We start from the raw sequence: 15,914 nt of genomic DNA on the forward strand, positions 1-15,914 counted from the left end.
AAACGTATAACGTTGAAAGGCTCCAGCAATGTATAAATGAATGCGGTTTGGACATAATGGCGAATAGAATCTGGGAGACTGTAAGGAGATGAAAGCCATATGTTTATTTGTCCAAATTGCAAAGGGAAAGACATTGGAAAAATAGGTGTCAACCAATTTTATTGCTGGAATTGTTATATCGAATTATCGGTTTCAAAGGGGAAAATCCATACGCATCAAGTAGAGGAAGATGGTTCATTAAGCTCTCTTGATGATTTATTTGATGAAAACGAAAGAACGATCGGATAACGAAAAGGGGGATTTACTTTGAATCTACGCAATTCATTAATCGCATTAGGTGTTGGAGCGGCAGCATATCAATATGCTCGCAAACAAGATGTATTTTCAAAACGTAATATGAAAAAAGCACGTAAGATGATTAAATCTTATTTATAAGCGTAAAAAACTCCCTTCATGATAAGGGAGTTTTTTTATGCGCTTGTATGCAAATATAAAAGTCCAATTTCAGAGAAGAGATAAGATAGGCCGTAACATCCAACGCCAAGCATGCCGTAATGAAATAATTGCTTCGCCCTTTCTTTTCGTGAAGAACGAATAAAGAAACCTTTCCAAATACCAAACCCGATACAAATCCATTCAAGAATCATAAAAAGTGCAGATAAGATGAGCATAAATAAAACCATTATGAGCCCTCCTGATTATATTGTTTCATGTTGCATTCTCAGGGGTGGTTGTCCTTGTTATGTTATGTATATGTACGTCTTTACAAAACAGTATGGTCCGTATGAAAAGATTTTAAAAGTTTTGCACATAACCTACCCTATTTATTTTCAAAATAAAGGTGGAGGAGGTTTTTCGTGTGAAGAATCTTAAAATCATTTGGATATATCGTTTAGGATTATTGTTACTTGTATTTCTTTGTCTGCTCGTCTTTTTAAAGATTAAGCCGCTATGGGCACCGATTATTTTTGTATTTAAAGTGGCGATTACACCGTTTCTTATTGCGTGTTTTATTGCGTATTTATTGCATCCTTTAATTGAAAAAATTCATAAGGAAGGGATGCCGCGCACACTCGCTATTTTGCTCATTTACATCCTTTTCTTTGGCGGAATTGGTTATGGAATTTATAAAGGAACACCAGTCGTTATTAAGCAGTTACAAGAAATCAATGAACAATTTCCGCAGTTTACAAAAATGTATGATTCTTGGATGGATGGCGTTACGGAACAAACGGCGAATTTTCCATCATTTATTCATGAAAAGGTGAAACAAATTTTTGGTGGTGTAGAAGCAAAAATACAAGCGCTTTTAAATAAAGTGATGAGTACAGCTCGCGGTGTACTCGATTCATTGCTCATTATTTTTTTAATACCGTTCATTGTATTTTACATATTAAAAGATTATGGTGAGTTTTATCATATCTTTTGGAAACTAGTCCCGAGTAAATGGCGTAGTACGGGGCAAATGCTTGCAAAAGAAATTGATAAGTCACTCGGAAGTTATATTCGAGGACAGTTATTTGTTTGCTTAGTATTAGGGGGAGTGTCCGTTCTTTCTTTTTGGTTTATCGGCATGAAATATCCATTATTACTTGGCATTATTATTGGGGTAACGGATATAATACCATACTTTGGTCCTATTTTAGGAGCAATCCCGACATTAATGATTGCAGCAACTGTATCAACGAGTTTACTCATTAAGGCAGGGATTACGATTGCCATTTTACAATTTTTAGAAAGTAACATTTTATCGCCTTACATTGTTGGTAAGTCGCTTCGCATGCATCCTGTTATTATTATGCTTGCATTACTAGTTGGAGGAGAGGTTGCGGGGATTGTGGGGTTGTTAATATCGGTTCCGATTTTAGCTGTTATTCGTACAGTGATTGTGCATGTGAGACCTCTTTGGAAAAGAGAAGATGTGTAATAAGAAAGCCCTCTATTTATAAAAGTAGAGGGCTTTCATTATTTAGAGAGCTGTTCGTGTATTTGTTGAACGAGAGAGCTGACATCATTTGTTTGAATATGTTTTATTATTTTCCATTCATTATCATACATAAATACAATTTGACTGCCGAAAAGATGTTTTTTCTCTTTTAGATTAGAAATTTTTGTGAAAGAGTACTCCTCAAATAATGGGTTCTTACTTACATCTGGTCCATAAAAGAAGAGTCGTTTGTTCGTTAAAATTAACAGCCCTGGTCTTGCGACGGAACGATATATAAATATATCTAATGAACATGCTGCGTAAAATAATATCGTTTCATCAGTCGTTAACATATTTTTAGCTTTATTCAATAAGGTTGTCATTATAATCGCTCCTTTATTATTGATAATTTGATTATAACAAAAATAAAATGTTCAGAAAAGTTTATAGGGGTAGTACAATTTATTAATACATGCATAATATATGAAAAGGCTGTTAAGAATGACTAGTAGAATAGCTATGATTAATAAACAATTGATATAATATAAATGATTATCTACATTGACAAACTTAAGAGAATTCTATTATATTTAGTCATATAATACATTAAATCAATGACGGAACAAGTACGTTACAGTCCATTTATAGAGAGAAGCTTCCACATGGCTGAAAGAAGCTTTAAATGAAGGGTAACAGAAAGCTAATCCTGAGAGCAGCTAATCACTGCCGTCTTGCCACGTTACGGCACCATGAGGTGATGAATTGATTGTTATAATAATCAATTCATAATTAGGGTGGTATCGCGAGTTAACTCTCGTCCCTTTTATAGGGGCGGGAGTTTTTTATATTTAAGGAGGAAAATAAAATGAAACAACTAACAGGCGCACAAATTCGTCAAATGTTTTTAGACTTTTTCCAAGAAAAAGGACATGCAGTAGAACCTAGTGCATCACTAGTTCCACATGAGGATCCATCTCTTTTATGGATTAACAGTGGTGTAGCAACATTAAAAAAATATTTTGATGGACGCGTAATCCCGCAAAATCCACGTATTACAAATGCTCAAAAATCAATTCGTACAAACGATATTGAAAACGTAGGGAAAACAGCTCGTCACCATACATTCTTTGAAATGTTAGGGAACTTCTCAATCGGTGATTACTTTAAAGAAGAAGCAATTACTTGGGCTTGGGAATTCTTAACGAGTGACAAATGGATCGGATTCGATAAAGAATTATTATCAGTTACAATCCATCCAGAAGATGAAGAAGCATTCACAATTTGGAATGAGAAAATGGGTGTTCCAAAAGAGCGCATCATCCGTTTAGAAGAAAACTTCTGGGATATCGGTGAAGGACCAAGTGGACCGAATACGGAGATTTTCTATGACCGCGGAGAAGCTTACGGTAATGACTTTAGTGACCCAGAATTATATCCGGGCGGAGAAAACGAGCGTTACTTAGAAGTATGGAACCTTGTATTCTCTCAATTTAACCATAATCCAGACGGTTCATATACACCACTTCCTAAGAAAAACATCGATACAGGGATGGGTCTAGAGCGTATGACATCTATCGTTCAAGATGTGCCTACAAACTTTGACACAGACTTGTTCATGCCAATGATTGGTGCAACAGAAACAATCTCTGGTGAGAAGTATCGTAATGGTGACTTAGAAAAAGATATGGCGTTTAAAGTAATTGCTGACCATATCCGTACAGTAACATTCGCTGTTGGTGACGGTGCTCTTCCATCTAACGAAGGCCGTGGTTATGTATTACGTCGTTTATTACGCCGTGCTGTTCGTTACTCTAAGAAATTAAACATCAACCGTCCATTCATGTTTGAATTAGTACCGGTTGTTGGAGAAGTAATGAAAGACTTCTATCCAGAAGTACTTGAGAAGAAAGATTTCATCGCAAAAGTTGTGAAAAATGAAGAAGAGCGTTTCCACGAAACACTTCATGATGGTGAAGCAATTTTAGCTGAAGTTATCGCAAAAGCAAAAGAAGAAAAAACAACTGTTATTTCTGGAGTAGATGCGTTCCGTCTATATGACACATACGGTTTCCCAATTGAATTAACAGAAGAATATGCAGAAGAAGCTGGTATGACAGTTGATCAAGAAGGCTTTGAAAATGAAATGGAAAAACAACGTGAGCGTGCACGTGCTGCTCGTCAAGACGTTGATTCTATGCAAGTTCAAGGCGGCGTCCTTGGAGAAGTGAAAGTAGCGAGCGAATTCGTTGGTTACGGTACAGTTGCAACAGAAAGTAACGTTGTTGCACTTGTGAAAAATGGCGAATACACAGACAGCTTACAAGCTGGCGAAGAAGGACAATTGATGATTGATGTAACACCATTCTATGCTGAGAGCGGCGGACAAATTGCAGACCGTGGTTACCTTCTTGCTGATGGCGTGAAAGTTCTTGTAAAAGACGTACAAAAAGCACCAAACGGTCAAAACTTACACAAAGTTGTTGTGGAAGAAGGTACGTTAACGAAAGATGCGGCTGTGAAAGCTATTATCGATACGAAAAACCGTAGTAGCGTTGTGAAAAACCATACAGCAACTCACTTACTACACCAAGCATTAAAAGACGTTCTTGGAACGCATGTTAACCAAGCAGGTTCTCTTGTAACTTCTGAACGTTTACGCTTTGACTTCTCTCACTTCGGTCAAGTACAAGCTGACGAATTAGAAAAAATTGAGCGTATTGTAAACGAGAAAATTTGGGAAAGTATTGATGTTGAGATTTCACAAAAAGCAATCGAAGAAGCGAAAGAAATGGGCGCAATGGCATTATTTGGTGAAAAATACGGTGATGTTGTACGCGTTGTACAAGTTGGCGATTATAGCTTAGAGCTTTGCGGTGGTTGTCACGTTGATAACACAGCTTCTATCGGTATTTTCAAAATTGTTGCTGAGTCTGGTATCGGTGCAGGAACTCGTCGTATTGAGGCGGTAACTGGTAAGTCTGCTTATGAATTAATGAACGATCAAGTAGGTTTATTAAAAGAAGCAGCTGGAAAAATGAAAACAAATCCGAAAGATATTTTAACAAGAGTAGATGGTTTATTTGCTGAAGTAAAACAACTTCAAAAAGAAAACGAATCTCTTGCAGCGAAATTAAGCAATATCGAAGCTGGAAACTTAACTGATTCAGTAATGACAGTTGATGGCGTGAACGTATTAGCGGCAAAAGTAAATGTTGCAGATATGAACAACTTACGTACGATGATGGATGACCTGAAAAATAAATTAGAATCAGCAGTTGTCGTATTAGCGTCTGTAAATGATGATAAAGTAAACATCTTAGCTGGCGTAACGAAAGATTTAATTAGCCAAGGATACCATGCTGGTAAACTTGTGAAAGAAGTAGCTTCTCGTTGTGGCGGTGGCGGTGGTGGCCGTCCTGATATGGCACAAGCGGGCGGTAAAAACCCAGCGCAAGTTGAGGAAGCTTTAGCATTTGTACAAGAGTACGTTAAATCTGTTTCAAAATAAAGAGATAGTAGTGTACAATGGTAGGGAGAGGAGAAGTTCTTCTCCCTATACTTACTATATAAGTGAGGTGCTTGAAATGGACGGTTTTGATAAAACAATGAAGTTTAGCATTCAAGATGAAAAACAGAGTGTCCATGTAAATGATGTACTTTTAACTGTGTATGATGCACTTCAAGAAAAAGGCTATAATCCGATTAACCAAATCGTCGGTTATTTATTAAGTGGAGACCCAGCATACATACCTCGCCATAAAGATGCACGAAGCATCATTCGCAAGCTTGAACGTGATGAATTAATTGAAGAGCTTGTGAAGTCTTACTTGAAACATCATCGTGAGGAGTAGTTTATGCGGATATTAGGTTTAGATGTAGGTACAAAAACAGTCGGAGTTGCAATTAGCGACGAAATGGGCTGGACAGCACAAGGATTAGAAACAATTAAAATTAACGAAGAACGAGGTAATTTTGGTTTTGACCGTATTTCTGAGTTAGTAAAGCAGTACAATGTGGACAAAATAGTAGTAGGTTTACCTAAAAATATGAATGGTACAATTGGCCCACGTGGTGAAGCGTGCCAGCAATTTGCAGAAAACCTACGAGAGCTGTTACAATTAGACGTTGTAATGTGGGACGAGCGTTTGTCAACGATGGCAGCGGAACGTCTGCTCATTTCAGCTGATGTAAGTCGTAAGAAGCGAAAGCAAGTAATCGATAAGATGGCTGCAGTCGTAATCTTACAAGGATTTTTAGATAGTAAATAAGAGGTGACCAAAATGGAAGAAAATCAAATTACAATTGTAGACGAAAAAGGTAACGAACATTTATGTGAAATTATTTTCACTTTTGATGCTGAAAAATTCGGTAAAAAATCATACGTAGTCTTCTCTCCAATCGGTGAAGTAGACGAAGATGGAGACCCAATTTATGATGCAATGGCTTATGAGCAAAATGAAGAAGAGGGCGGAAGTTTACTTCCAATCGAATCTGAAGAAGAGTGGGAAATGGTACAAGAAATGTTCAACACTCTAGCTGATGAGCAAGAAGCTGAATAATTAAGTATTGAAAAGGTGGACGACATATAGTCCACCTTTTTTTATATGTAAAATGAAAGATTTTTTGTCGAAACTGTGTAATCCTTTGTAGTATAATGAGACGGATTGTAGAAAAAATAAAGTATCTGTCAAAAATGATAGATAAGTTTATTGTGATTTTGTATCGTGTTGTATAGAAATATGTACATATGGCCTACAATTGAATAAGGAGGAAGAGTTTTGGTAGAGAATCAAGTGAAAAAGAAGCGTAGACGCATTTTTTTATTTTCGATTATTGCACTGCTTTTAGTTTGTGGTTCAGTCTATGCGTATATTTCATCCGCATTAGGACCAGTTGACAGCGGGAATAAAAAAGAGATTGAAGTAGAAATTCCAAAGGGATCATCTACTAGTAAAATTGGTGAGATTTTAGAAGAAAAAGGTGCTGTGAAAAACGGTACAGTTTTTAGTTTTTATACAAAGGCTAAATCTAAAAATTTACAAGCGGGTACATATTTATTAAATCCTTCAATGAATGCAAAAGATGTTATAGAACAAATGTCATCTGGTAATGTACATCGTCCAGCTCTTTATAAAGTGACGATAAAGGAAGGGGCACAAGTAACTGAAATTGCAGAAACGGTTGCAAACGAATTAAAGTGGAATAAAGATGATGTCGTACGTCAATTAAACGATAAAGCATTTATTCAAAAAATGCAGAAAAAGTATCCGAAGTTACTAACGGATAAAATCTTTGATAGCAATATTAAATATCCATTAGAAGGTTATTTATATCCTGCGACGTACTCTTTCTATAAAAAAGATACGACGTTAGAAGAAATTGTAATTCCAATGCTTGAAAAAACAAATGCAATCATTGTTCAAAACGAGGCAAAAATGAAAGCGAAAAACTGGGATGTTCATCAGCTTTTAACATTGTCTTCACTTATTGAAGAAGAGGCAACAGGTTTTACAGATCGTCAAAAGATCTCTAGTGTCTTTTATAATCGTTTAGCGAAAGGTATGCCACTGCAAACTGATCCAACGGTATTATACGCACTTGGAAAGCATAAACAACGTGTATTATACGAAGATTTAAAAATAAACTCACCGTACAATACGTATGTTGCGAAAGGATTGCCGGTTGGCCCAATCGCAAACTCTGGTAAACATTCAGTAGAAGCGGCGTTAGAGCCTGCGCAAACAGATTATTATTATTTCTTAGCTGCACCAACTGGTGAAGTGTACTATGCGAAAACATTGGAAGAGCATAATGCATTAAAGCAAAAATATATTACGAAAAAACAGTGAAATGGGGAGGGGTAGCGAAAAAGGTCGCACATCCCTCTTTTTTGTGGTAAAATATATCGGGTTAAAAACTGGCAGAAGAATCGTTTTTAATATCAAAACGGGACGTACAAGCTAAGGGTGAAGCTGGCTTGTATTTTTATTGCATTCTATGTGTGAAAAGACGTCATAGAGGCACTTCTCCATGTAAATAAGGAGGACCATTATGGAGGATGCAGTTAACGAGTACCTATTATCATTTATTGATCCAAAAGATAAATTAATTCTTGAAATGGAAGACTATGCGAAAGAAAATCATGTGCCGATTATGGATCGACTTGGAATGGAATTTATGTTGCAATTTTTACGTTTAATTGGACCGAAAAGCATTTTAGAGCTTGGTACAGCAATTGGCTATTCTAGTATTCGTATGATGCAAGCTATTCCAAATTCTCGCATTGTGACAGTTGAGCGCAATCGCGAGCGATATGAAAAAGCACTTGAATATATAGAACGTTCACCAGTTAAAGAGCGTATTTCCGTTATTTACGGTGATGCATTAGAAACAGGCGAGCAAGTAGAAGAACATGGAACATTTGACGTTATTTTTATTGATGCAGCAAAAGGACAATATCGTCGCTTTTTTGACTTATATGAACCGTTATTAAATCCTGGCGGTGTAATTATTTCAGATAATGTTATGTACCATGGCCTTGTAACGACTAAAGAGAAAATTGAAAACAGACGTACACGTGGTTTAATCCGTCGTATTAAGACGTACAATGAATGGCTTATGAACCATGAAGGATATGATACAACGATTTTCCCAATTGGTGATGGAGTTGCTGTTAGTAAAAAGAAAGGGTGACCAAGGTATGAAAAAACCTGAATTGTTAGTAACGCCAAAAGCAGTGGCGGATATCGAACCTCTTGCGAAAGCAGGAGCAGATGCGGTAATGATCGGTGAGCAAAAGTTTGGTTTACGTTTAGCAGGGGAATTTTCACGTGAAGATGTGAAACAAGCTGTGAAGATTGCACATGAAAATGGTGTAAAAGTATACGTAGCAATGAATGCTATGTTCCACAATGATAAAGTAGAAGAATTGACAGACTATGTTGCATTTTTAAATGAAGTACATGTAGATGCAATTGTTTTCGGTGATCCAGCGGTATTAATGGCGGTCCGCGAAGTAGCGCCAAATATGCAATTGCACTGGAATACAGAAACAACAGCAACAAACTGGTTTACTTGTAACTACTGGGGACAAAGAGGAGCAAAACGTGCTGTATTAGCTCGTGAGCTTAGCTTAGATGAAATTGTTGAATTAAAAGAAAATGCTGAAGTGGAACTTGAAGTGCAAATTCACGGTATGACTTGTATGTTCCAATCGAAGCGTTCATTAGTAGGAAACTACTTTGAGTATCAAGGACGTAATCTTGACATTGAAAAGAAAAAATATGAAGAGAATATGTTCTTATATGACCCAGAGCGTAACAATAAATATCCAATTTATGAAGATGAAAATGGTACTCACATTATGAGTCCAAACGATATTTGTTTCATCGATGAATTAGAGGAACTAATCGATGGTGAAGTAGATAGCTTAAAAATTGATGGTGTACTAAAAAGCTCTGAATACATTATTGAGGTAACGAAGAAGTATCGTAAAGCTATTGATCTATGTGTAGAAGATCGTGATGCGTATTATGACGTGAAAGACGATTTATATAAAGAGATAGAAGAAATGCAACCGGTAAATCGTCCGTTAGATACAGGATTCTTCTTTAAAGAGACGGTTTACTAAACGAGGAGGGTGTAGGAAATGACTGTACAAGAAATTTCACGAGTGATCGATGGCAAACGCGTTATTGTGAAGAAACCTGAACTGTTAATCCCTGCGGGTAACTTAGAAAAATTAAAAGTAGCTATCCATTATGGGGCAGATGCTGTATATTTAGGTGGACAAGAATTTGGTCTTCGTTCGAATGCAGGTAACTTTACACTGGAAGAAATGGCAGAAGGTGTTGAATTTGCAAAGAAATATGGAGCGAAAATATATGTAACAACAAATATCTTTGCACATAATGAAAATATGGACGGGCTAGAGGAATATTTAAAAGGGATTGAAAAAGCTGGCGTAACGGGAATTATCGTTGCTGATCCGCTTATTATTGAGACGTGTAAACGTGTAGCACCTTCTGTTGAGGTGCATTTAAGTACACAACAATCACTATCCAACTGGAAAGCAGCACAGTATTGGAAAGAAGAAGGTTTACATCGTCTTGTATTAGCTCGTGAAGCAAGCTATGAAGAGATGAAAGAGATTAAAGAAAAAGTGGATATTGAAATTGAAGCATTCGTCCATGGTGCAATGTGTATCGCATATTCAGGAAGATGTACGTTAAGTAACCATATGACAGCGCGTGACTCTAACCGTGGTGGTTGTTGTCAATCTTGCCGCTGGGACTATGATTTAGTTCAAACGGTATCACAACATAAAGATGCAAAAGAGCTTCCTCTATTCCAAGAAGAAGATGCTCACTTTGCGATGAGTCCAAAAGATTTAAATTTAATTTTATCAATTCCGAAAATGATTGAAATTGGAATCGATAGCTTAAAAGTTGAAGGACGTATGAAATCTATCCATTACGTAGCAACTGTAGCGACTGTATATCGTAAAGTAATTGATGCATATTGTGCGGATCCTGATAACTTTGAGTTTAAACAAGAATGGTTAGATGAGCTTGATAAATGTGCAAATCGTGATACAGCTCCTGCATTCTTTGAAGGGGTTCCAGGACATCAAGAGCAAATGTTTGGAAATCATAGTAAGAAAACAACGTATGATTTCGCTGGTTTAGTGTTAGATTATAATGAAGAAACGGGCATCGTAACGATTGAGCAACGTAATCATTTCAAACCAGGACATGAAGTGGAGTTCTTTGGGCCAGAAATAGAAAACTTTACGCAGACGGTGGAGAAAATTTGGGATGAGGATGGAAACGAATTAGATGCAGCGAGACATCCGTTGCAAATCGTGAAATTCAAAGTGGATCAACGAGTGTATGTGAATAATATGATGCGCAAAAGCATACTTCAATAAGAAAGAGTGATAGTCGAATGGGGACGAATAAGCCTGTTGTAATTGGAATTGCTGGTGGTTCGGGATCAGGTAAAACGAGTGTAACGAAAGCGATTTTTGACCATTTTAAAGGTCATTCTATTTTAATCTTAGAGCAAGATTATTATTACAAAGATCAAAGCCATTTACCAATGGAAGAGCGTTTAAAAACAAATTATGATCATCCGCTTGCGTTTGATAATGATCTGTTAATTGAACATTTGCAGCAGTTGCTTGCATATGAGCAAATTGATAAGCCTGTATATGACTATACATTGCATACGCGTTCAGAAGAAATTATTCCAGTTGAGCCGAAAGATGTAATCATTTTAGAAGGAATTCTTATTTTAGAAGACCCACGCCTTTGTGAATTAATGGACATTAAGCTGTTCGTTGATACAGATGCGGATCTTCGTATCCTGCGCCGCATGCAGCGTGATATTAAAGAGCGCGGTCGTACGATGGATTCAGTTATTGATCAATACGTAAGTGTTGTACGTCCAATGCACAATCAATTTATTGAGCCTTCTAAGAAGTTTGCGGATATTATTATCCCTGAAGGTGGACAAAACCACGTTGCAATTGATATTATGGTTACAAAAATTGCAACAATTCTTGAACAAAAAGTAAATTTGTAATAGCATAGTAAAAGATATACGATAGGAAGGGATTTTTTCCCTTCCTATCGAATACAATGAAACATGCAACCTCATCTATATATAGGTGAGGGCATATTTATATCAACTTTCCATACATATCTTCTTTATATAAAGAAGAATTGGGAATACGGGGTTGTATGTGACAACTCCGCTAGTGCATGCGTGCTAGAAACCTCCGCTATACATATAAGTGGGGGAGTTTTCATATGGAACTCCTCTTTTTTTTCGGGGGATTGGTATATAAAAGGAGTGGAAAATATGGCAACAGAAAAAACATACCCTATGACGCAAGAGGGTAAGCAAAAGCTAGAGAACGAACTTGAGGATTTAAAAACGGTAAAACGTAAAGAGGTTGTAGAGCGCATTAAGATTGCACGTAGCTTTGGAGATCTTTCAGAGAACTCTGAGTACGATGCAGCGAAAGATGAGCAAGCATTCGTAGAAGGGCGTATTACACAACTTGAAAACATGATCCGTAATGCGGTTATCATTGAAGACAATGGTGAAGAGTCTACAGTTGTAACACTAGGTAAAACAGTAACATTTAAAGAGTTACCAGGTGGAGACGAAGAAGCTTACACAATCGTAGGTAGCGCAGAAGCAGATCCATTTGAAGGAAGAATTTCTAACGATTCTCCAATCGCAAAAAGTTTATTAGGTAAGCAAATTGGTGAGAAGGTAGCAATTCAAACACCAGGTGGAGAAATGCAAGTAGAGATTATCTCTGTAAAATAACGTAAAAATCACTCGTGTAAAAACGGGTGATTTTTTTATTTGTATAAAAGATGAAACATCTCGTCTAAACTACATGAGACGAGGTGTTTTTTATGAAAATAAAACGGAGAATTACAATTGTTTTAATTTTTTTTATAAGTATCATGTTTATATTACTTTGTCGTTTAATTCAAATACAAATTACAGATACGGAATCATTTACGGATCGTAAGATTAATTTAATCGAAAAAAGTGTTACACAACGGACGCAATCCATTACGGTAGATGATGGACGAGGCCATTTCATAGACCGAAACGGTAAGGAAATAGGTGAGCAAAAGTATCCGGTGTTAATTGTTTTTCCATTTCTACAAATAAAAAATGGCATGTTAGAAAAAATTGCGCATATCATTGGTATGTCGAGACAAGAGATTGAAAGTCAAATGAAAGATAAGAAAAGTGCATTTATCATGCAAAGAGGAAATGGACCATTTCGCTTGGCACGAGAGCAGATGGAGAAGGTGAATCAATTAAATGTATTAGGCATTGTAGCAGCTGAAGTTCGTTTACGGCAAACTAGCGTGATGAATCATTTAATTGGCGATGTGGGTGAGAATGAACGGGAATTTCAAAAACGATACGGAGAAGTAAGAAAAATTTCAAAACAAACGCCAATTGGCATTTCAGGATTGCAACAATCATTTGATGAATTTCTTTTGACCGATGGAGGGGCAAAAGTATTGTATCAAGTGGACAGACAAGGAGAACCGATTTTTGGGAAACAAGCGAAATATACGTCGCCTGGAAATCCATTTTACCCAGTGACGATTCAAACTACTTTACATAACGAATTACAGCAAAAAGCAGAAGAAGTGGTTGAAGCAAGCGAAATAAAGAAGGGGGGATTAGTGTTACTTGATGTAAAGAAAAATGAAATTTTAGCGATGGTCAGTAAACCATCTGTACAGGTGAAAGATGAGGATTTATATAAAACTACGCTTGAAAATCAAATGTTAACACCACATTTTCCCGGTTCTGTTTTTAAAACAATAGTTGCAGCGGCAGTGATTGATCAAAATAAAAATGTTTTTAATCGCGCATTTAATTGTAGTAAAGATTTATATGGTGAAGACCACCCACAAGTTATGATGGGTACACTTAGTTTTAAAGAGAGCTTTGCTAGAAGCTGTAACAGGACATTTGCAGAGTTAGGTAACGAGTTGATACAAAAGGATAAGATGGTGTTAGAAACTTACGTAGCGGCTTTAGGAGCCGCTGATAAGGTTGGGTGGAAAGGTCCTGTATTTCATACACCTCATTTTGAGCAAATGTCAGAGGAGAAGAGTGTTACGATCTGGGGGAATGAAGGAAATAAGAATAGTAAAAAAGCGGTAGCGCAAACAGCAATTGGACAGAAAGATGTACGTATGTCACCTCTAGCGATTGCAAATATGATGGCGACAATTGCTAGAGGCGGAGAAAAGATGGAAGTGAAAGCTGTTGAAAAAATAATGTATAAAAATGGAACGGACTTTTATACATTTGAAGACCATACATTAGGTGGAAAACAGCTTTCGTATGAAACAGTGAAAACATTACAAGAGTTATTAAGGAGTGTTGTAACAACGGAGAAAGGAACAGGAGCAGCATTCCAATCATTGCCGCTAAGTGTTGCCGGAAAATCTGGGACAGCGCAAACAGGAAAAGGGGCGAAAGCGAATCGTTGGTTTGCGGGCTATTTTCCATATGAAAATCCAAGATATGCTTTAGTTGTCGTGGATATAGAAACGAATAGCAAGGTAAATACAGTTACACCTATTTTCAAAGCTATTGTAGAATCAATCCATCAATTAGAGAATGGAAAGTAATCTTGCAATTCATAGTGAAATGTTTTCATTTCGTGAAAATATTATTGTAAATGTTCAACCTTTCTAGATTTAATGTTACAATAGCAAGTATGAAAAACTGCATGGGGGTTTGAAGAATGGCAGGAGGATCTAGATTCCAACAGAAACAACAAAAACGTCGTCAAAACGGTGTTTTAAATATTGCAATCGCAATTGTATTAATATTAGTAGCTATTGTATCATATCAATTGTTTGTTCCTGAAAGAAAAGAACAAGCGTCTTCTAGTGACAAAAAAGTAGCTCAGCAAACAACGAAAGAGAATAAAGCTGAGAAAGCTAAGGGCAAAGAAGAGACGAAGAAGAATGAACAAGAGAAGGCAGAGGCTAAGAAAGAAGAAGAAGAGAAGCTAAAGGCTGAAGAAGAACAGAAAAAAGCTGAAGAAGAAGCGAAGGCTAACGAGAAAGTAGCAGCTGAAAAAACACAGCCAAAGGCAACTGACGCTTATACGAAATCTTCTTGGAAGCCAGTAGGTACAGAGCAAGGTGCAACACCTGCGATGACGTTTAAAAAAGGTACAGCAGATTGGAATGAGATGAATCAAGCGATTTCAGCTGCAATTGACGTTCCAGTAGAGCAATTAGTTATTCATCGAATCGGAAATAACGGTAAAAATAAAGCTTACGGTAACGTACAAGATAAACAATCGGGTAAAAGATATTATGTAAATATTGATTGGGTAGATAATGAGGGCTGGAAACCAGTACTTGTTCAAACTCTAAACTAAAAAAAGAGAAGCTCCTTAGGAGCTTCTCTTTTTTGTTAGCGTAATTTCTTTAATTTAAAATGAACAACCGCGCTATAATACGGTCTTTTGCTTTCGGGATCCATAACCATTTGATGTGAGATGTGATGAACTTCAAGCATAAGTGCTTTATTATTATCGATTTGTTCACTAATTTTTCGTTCTAAAGAAGCTAAGTCTCCCGCTTCAAAAAATTCTACTTTATCTTCTAACATTTCAAAGGTAAATGACATGAAGACGGCCCCTCTCCTATGTAATCAACTATAGTGTAACAAAGAAAAGAAGGAAATACCATGTACATTTCAATTGACATTTTTAGAAAGAGGGAATATCATACTGATAAAACCGATAAGAAAAAGGGGAATTTTTATGGGGACAGAATTTAATGGTTTATTTGATGAGTGGGCTCATACGTACGACTCATTCGTACAAGGCGAAGATATACAATATAAAGAAGTTTTCGCCCATTATGAGGACATTCTAGAGGATGTAGTTAACAAGTCATTTGGTCATGTATTAGAATTTGGTGTTGGTACAGGTAATTTAACAAATAAATTATTACTTGCTGGCCGCACAGTTTACGGTATAGAACCGTCACGTGAAATGCGCATGATTGCAAAAGAGAAATTACCGCAAGAGTTTTCCATTACAGAAGGTGATTTTCTTTCGTTTGAAGTCCCAAATTCAATTGATACCATTGTAAGCACCTATGCATTTCATCATTTAACAGATGATGAAAAAAATGTAGCGATTGCGAAGTATAGTCAATTACTAAACAAAGGTGGTAAAATAGTGTTTGCTGATACGATATTTGCAGATCAAGATGCATATGATAAAACTGTTGAAGCAGCAAAACAAAGAGGTTTTCACGATTTAGCAAACGATTTGCAAACAGAATACTATACACGTATTCCAGTCATGCAATCTATTTTTGAAAACAATGGCTTCCATGTAACGTTTACGAGATTAAATCATTTCGTTTGGGTAATGGAGGCAACTAAGCGATAGAAAGAGGGA

The 15,914-nt window shown here is 36.7% G+C and carries 19 protein-coding genes and 1 other annotated feature; of the genes, 16 read left to right on the forward strand and 3 right to left on the reverse strand.

All coding sequences use genetic code 11. The features are described 5' to 3' along the window. Positions 1 to 99: 99 nt before the first annotated feature. Positions 100 to 288, forward strand: a complete 189-nt coding sequence (locus tag ACYVEC_RS25535; RefSeq protein ID WP_000469281.1) for a hypothetical protein — start codon at positions 100 to 102, stop codon at positions 286 to 288. An 18-nt stretch (positions 289 to 306) separates the two neighbouring features. Next, positions 307 to 435: a YrzQ family protein gene (locus ACYVEC_RS25540; RefSeq protein ID WP_001053553.1), complete on the forward strand. Its 129-nt coding sequence runs from the start codon at positions 307 to 309 to the stop codon at positions 433 to 435. A 35-nt stretch (positions 436 to 470) separates the two neighbouring features. On the opposite strand, the gene ACYVEC_RS25545 is transcribed toward ACYVEC_RS25540, so the two are convergent. After that, the gene (locus ACYVEC_RS25545; RefSeq protein ID WP_060632362.1) at positions 471 to 683 is read right to left on the reverse strand and encodes a hypothetical protein; all 213 of its coding nucleotides are present in this window, start codon (positions 681 to 683) and stop codon (positions 471 to 473) included. Positions 684 to 859: 176 nt separating this feature from the next. On the opposite strand from ACYVEC_RS25545, the gene ACYVEC_RS25550 reads away from it, so the two are divergent. Next, a complete protein-coding gene (locus tag ACYVEC_RS25550) occupies positions 860 to 1,927 on the forward strand; it encodes an AI-2E family transporter (protein ID WP_063222865.1) in 1,068 nt (355 codons plus the stop codon). A 38-nt stretch (positions 1,928 to 1,965) separates the two neighbouring features. Here the strand turns inward: ACYVEC_RS25550 and ACYVEC_RS25555 are convergent, their stop codons facing one another. Then, positions 1,966 to 2,310, reverse strand: coding sequence for a PH domain-containing protein (locus ACYVEC_RS25555; RefSeq protein ID WP_063222866.1), 345 nt, complete (start codon positions 2,308 to 2,310; stop codon positions 1,966 to 1,968). A 222-nt stretch (positions 2,311 to 2,532) separates the two neighbouring features. Next, positions 2,533 to 2,752 (forward strand) — a binding site (T-box leader). Positions 2,753 to 2,792: 40 nt separating this feature from the next. On the opposite strand from ACYVEC_RS25555, the gene alaS reads away from it, so the two are divergent. The 12 genes from alaS to ACYVEC_RS25615 all read left to right on the forward strand — a co-directional run bounded on the left by alaS (position 2,793) and on the right by ACYVEC_RS25615 (position 14,879). Then, entirely contained in the window at positions 2,793 to 5,435 is a 2,643-nt protein-coding gene (alaS, locus tag ACYVEC_RS25560) for an alanine--tRNA ligase (protein ID WP_063222867.1), read from the forward strand. A 76-nt stretch (positions 5,436 to 5,511) separates the two neighbouring features. Beyond that, the gene (locus ACYVEC_RS25565) at positions 5,512 to 5,778 is read left to right on the forward strand and encodes an IreB family regulatory phosphoprotein (protein ID WP_000348590.1); all 267 of its coding nucleotides are present in this window, start codon (positions 5,512 to 5,514) and stop codon (positions 5,776 to 5,778) included. Between the two features lie 3 nt (positions 5,779 to 5,781). After that, complete coding sequence (gene ruvX / locus ACYVEC_RS25570; RefSeq protein WP_063222868.1) at positions 5,782 to 6,195, forward strand: Holliday junction resolvase RuvX; 414 nt, start codon at positions 5,782 to 5,784, stop codon at positions 6,193 to 6,195. A gap of 12 nt (positions 6,196 to 6,207) precedes the next feature. Further along, positions 6,208 to 6,486: a DUF1292 domain-containing protein gene (locus tag ACYVEC_RS25575; protein WP_000392245.1), complete on the forward strand. Its 279-nt coding sequence runs from the start codon at positions 6,208 to 6,210 to the stop codon at positions 6,484 to 6,486. 219 nt (positions 6,487 to 6,705) lie between these two features. Further along, positions 6,706 to 7,776: an endolytic transglycosylase MltG gene (gene mltG / locus ACYVEC_RS25580; protein ID WP_063222869.1), complete on the forward strand. Its 1,071-nt coding sequence runs from the start codon at positions 6,706 to 6,708 to the stop codon at positions 7,774 to 7,776. Between the two features lie 202 nt (positions 7,777 to 7,978). Beyond that, positions 7,979 to 8,620 (forward strand): O-methyltransferase, encoded by a 642-nt coding sequence (locus ACYVEC_RS25585; RefSeq protein ID WP_063222870.1) that lies wholly within the window; start codon positions 7,979 to 7,981, stop codon positions 8,618 to 8,620. A 7-nt stretch (positions 8,621 to 8,627) separates the two neighbouring features. Next, positions 8,628 to 9,557, forward strand: coding sequence for a peptidase U32 family protein (locus ACYVEC_RS25590; RefSeq protein ID WP_063222871.1), 930 nt, complete (start codon positions 8,628 to 8,630; stop codon positions 9,555 to 9,557). A gap of 18 nt (positions 9,558 to 9,575) precedes the next feature. Further along, on the forward strand, positions 9,576 to 10,856 hold the full coding sequence (locus ACYVEC_RS25595) for a peptidase U32 family protein (RefSeq protein ID WP_000217970.1): 1,281 nt from the start codon (positions 9,576 to 9,578) through the stop codon (positions 10,854 to 10,856). A 17-nt stretch (positions 10,857 to 10,873) separates the two neighbouring features. Beyond that, entirely contained in the window at positions 10,874 to 11,512 is a 639-nt protein-coding gene (gene udk / locus ACYVEC_RS25600) for a uridine kinase (protein WP_000537079.1), read from the forward strand. A gap of 279 nt (positions 11,513 to 11,791) precedes the next feature. After that, positions 11,792 to 12,268 (forward strand): transcription elongation factor GreA, encoded by a 477-nt coding sequence (gene greA / locus ACYVEC_RS25605; RefSeq protein WP_063222872.1) that lies wholly within the window; start codon positions 11,792 to 11,794, stop codon positions 12,266 to 12,268. 92 nt (positions 12,269 to 12,360) lie between these two features. Continuing rightward, the gene (locus tag ACYVEC_RS25610; protein ID WP_063222873.1) at positions 12,361 to 14,115 is read left to right on the forward strand and encodes a peptidoglycan D,D-transpeptidase FtsI family protein; all 1,755 of its coding nucleotides are present in this window, start codon (positions 12,361 to 12,363) and stop codon (positions 14,113 to 14,115) included. A gap of 116 nt (positions 14,116 to 14,231) precedes the next feature. Then, the gene (locus ACYVEC_RS25615) at positions 14,232 to 14,879 is read left to right on the forward strand and encodes a YrrS family protein (protein WP_060632351.1); all 648 of its coding nucleotides are present in this window, start codon (positions 14,232 to 14,234) and stop codon (positions 14,877 to 14,879) included. Positions 14,880 to 14,914: 35 nt separating this feature from the next. Here the strand turns inward: ACYVEC_RS25615 and ACYVEC_RS25620 are convergent, their stop codons facing one another. Next, positions 14,915 to 15,130 carry a YrzA family protein gene (locus ACYVEC_RS25620; RefSeq protein ID WP_000010984.1) on the reverse strand — a complete coding sequence of 72 codons (216 nt, stop codon included), beginning with the start codon at positions 15,128 to 15,130 and terminating at the stop codon, positions 14,915 to 14,917. Positions 15,131 to 15,266: 136 nt separating this feature from the next. Between ACYVEC_RS25620 and ACYVEC_RS25625 the strand changes: the two genes are divergently transcribed. Continuing rightward, positions 15,267 to 15,905 carry a class I SAM-dependent methyltransferase gene (locus ACYVEC_RS25625; RefSeq protein WP_063222874.1) on the forward strand — a complete coding sequence of 213 codons (639 nt, stop codon included), beginning with the start codon at positions 15,267 to 15,269 and terminating at the stop codon, positions 15,903 to 15,905. The last annotated feature ends 9 nt before the right edge of the window (positions 15,906 to 15,914 follow it).

The organism is Bacillus sp. MN7755 (genome assembly GCF_054771475.1).

Coding starts and splice junctions, on each gene's coding strand:
- ACYVEC_RS25625 (WP_063222874.1), top strand. CDS start 15,267: ATGGGGACAGAATTTAATGGTTTATTTGATGAGTGGGCTCATACGTAC.
- ACYVEC_RS25555 (WP_063222866.1), bottom strand. CDS start 2,310: ATGACAACCTTATTGAATAAAGCTAAAAATATGTTAACGACTGATGAA.
- udk (WP_000537079.1), top strand. CDS start 10,874: ATGGGGACGAATAAGCCTGTTGTAATTGGAATTGCTGGTGGTTCGGGA.
- ACYVEC_RS25545 (WP_060632362.1), bottom strand. CDS start 683: ATGGTTTTATTTATGCTCATCTTATCTGCACTTTTTATGATTCTTGAA.
- alaS (WP_063222867.1), top strand. CDS start 2,793: ATGAAACAACTAACAGGCGCACAAATTCGTCAAATGTTTTTAGACTTT.
- ACYVEC_RS25610 (WP_063222873.1), top strand. CDS start 12,361: ATGAAAATAAAACGGAGAATTACAATTGTTTTAATTTTTTTTATAAGT.
- ACYVEC_RS25585 (WP_063222870.1), top strand. CDS start 7,979: ATGGAGGATGCAGTTAACGAGTACCTATTATCATTTATTGATCCAAAA.
- ACYVEC_RS25620 (WP_000010984.1), bottom strand. CDS start 15,130: ATGTCATTTACCTTTGAAATGTTAGAAGATAAAGTAGAATTTTTTGAA.
- ACYVEC_RS25575 (WP_000392245.1), top strand. CDS start 6,208: ATGGAAGAAAATCAAATTACAATTGTAGACGAAAAAGGTAACGAACAT.
- ACYVEC_RS25535 (WP_000469281.1), top strand. CDS start 100: ATGTTTATTTGTCCAAATTGCAAAGGGAAAGACATTGGAAAAATAGGT.
- ruvX (WP_063222868.1), top strand. CDS start 5,782: ATGCGGATATTAGGTTTAGATGTAGGTACAAAAACAGTCGGAGTTGCA.
- greA (WP_063222872.1), top strand. CDS start 11,792: ATGGCAACAGAAAAAACATACCCTATGACGCAAGAGGGTAAGCAAAAG.
- ACYVEC_RS25615 (WP_060632351.1), top strand. CDS start 14,232: ATGGCAGGAGGATCTAGATTCCAACAGAAACAACAAAAACGTCGTCAA.
- ACYVEC_RS25590 (WP_063222871.1), top strand. CDS start 8,628: ATGAAAAAACCTGAATTGTTAGTAACGCCAAAAGCAGTGGCGGATATC.
- ACYVEC_RS25595 (WP_000217970.1), top strand. CDS start 9,576: ATGACTGTACAAGAAATTTCACGAGTGATCGATGGCAAACGCGTTATT.
- ACYVEC_RS25565 (WP_000348590.1), top strand. CDS start 5,512: ATGGACGGTTTTGATAAAACAATGAAGTTTAGCATTCAAGATGAAAAA.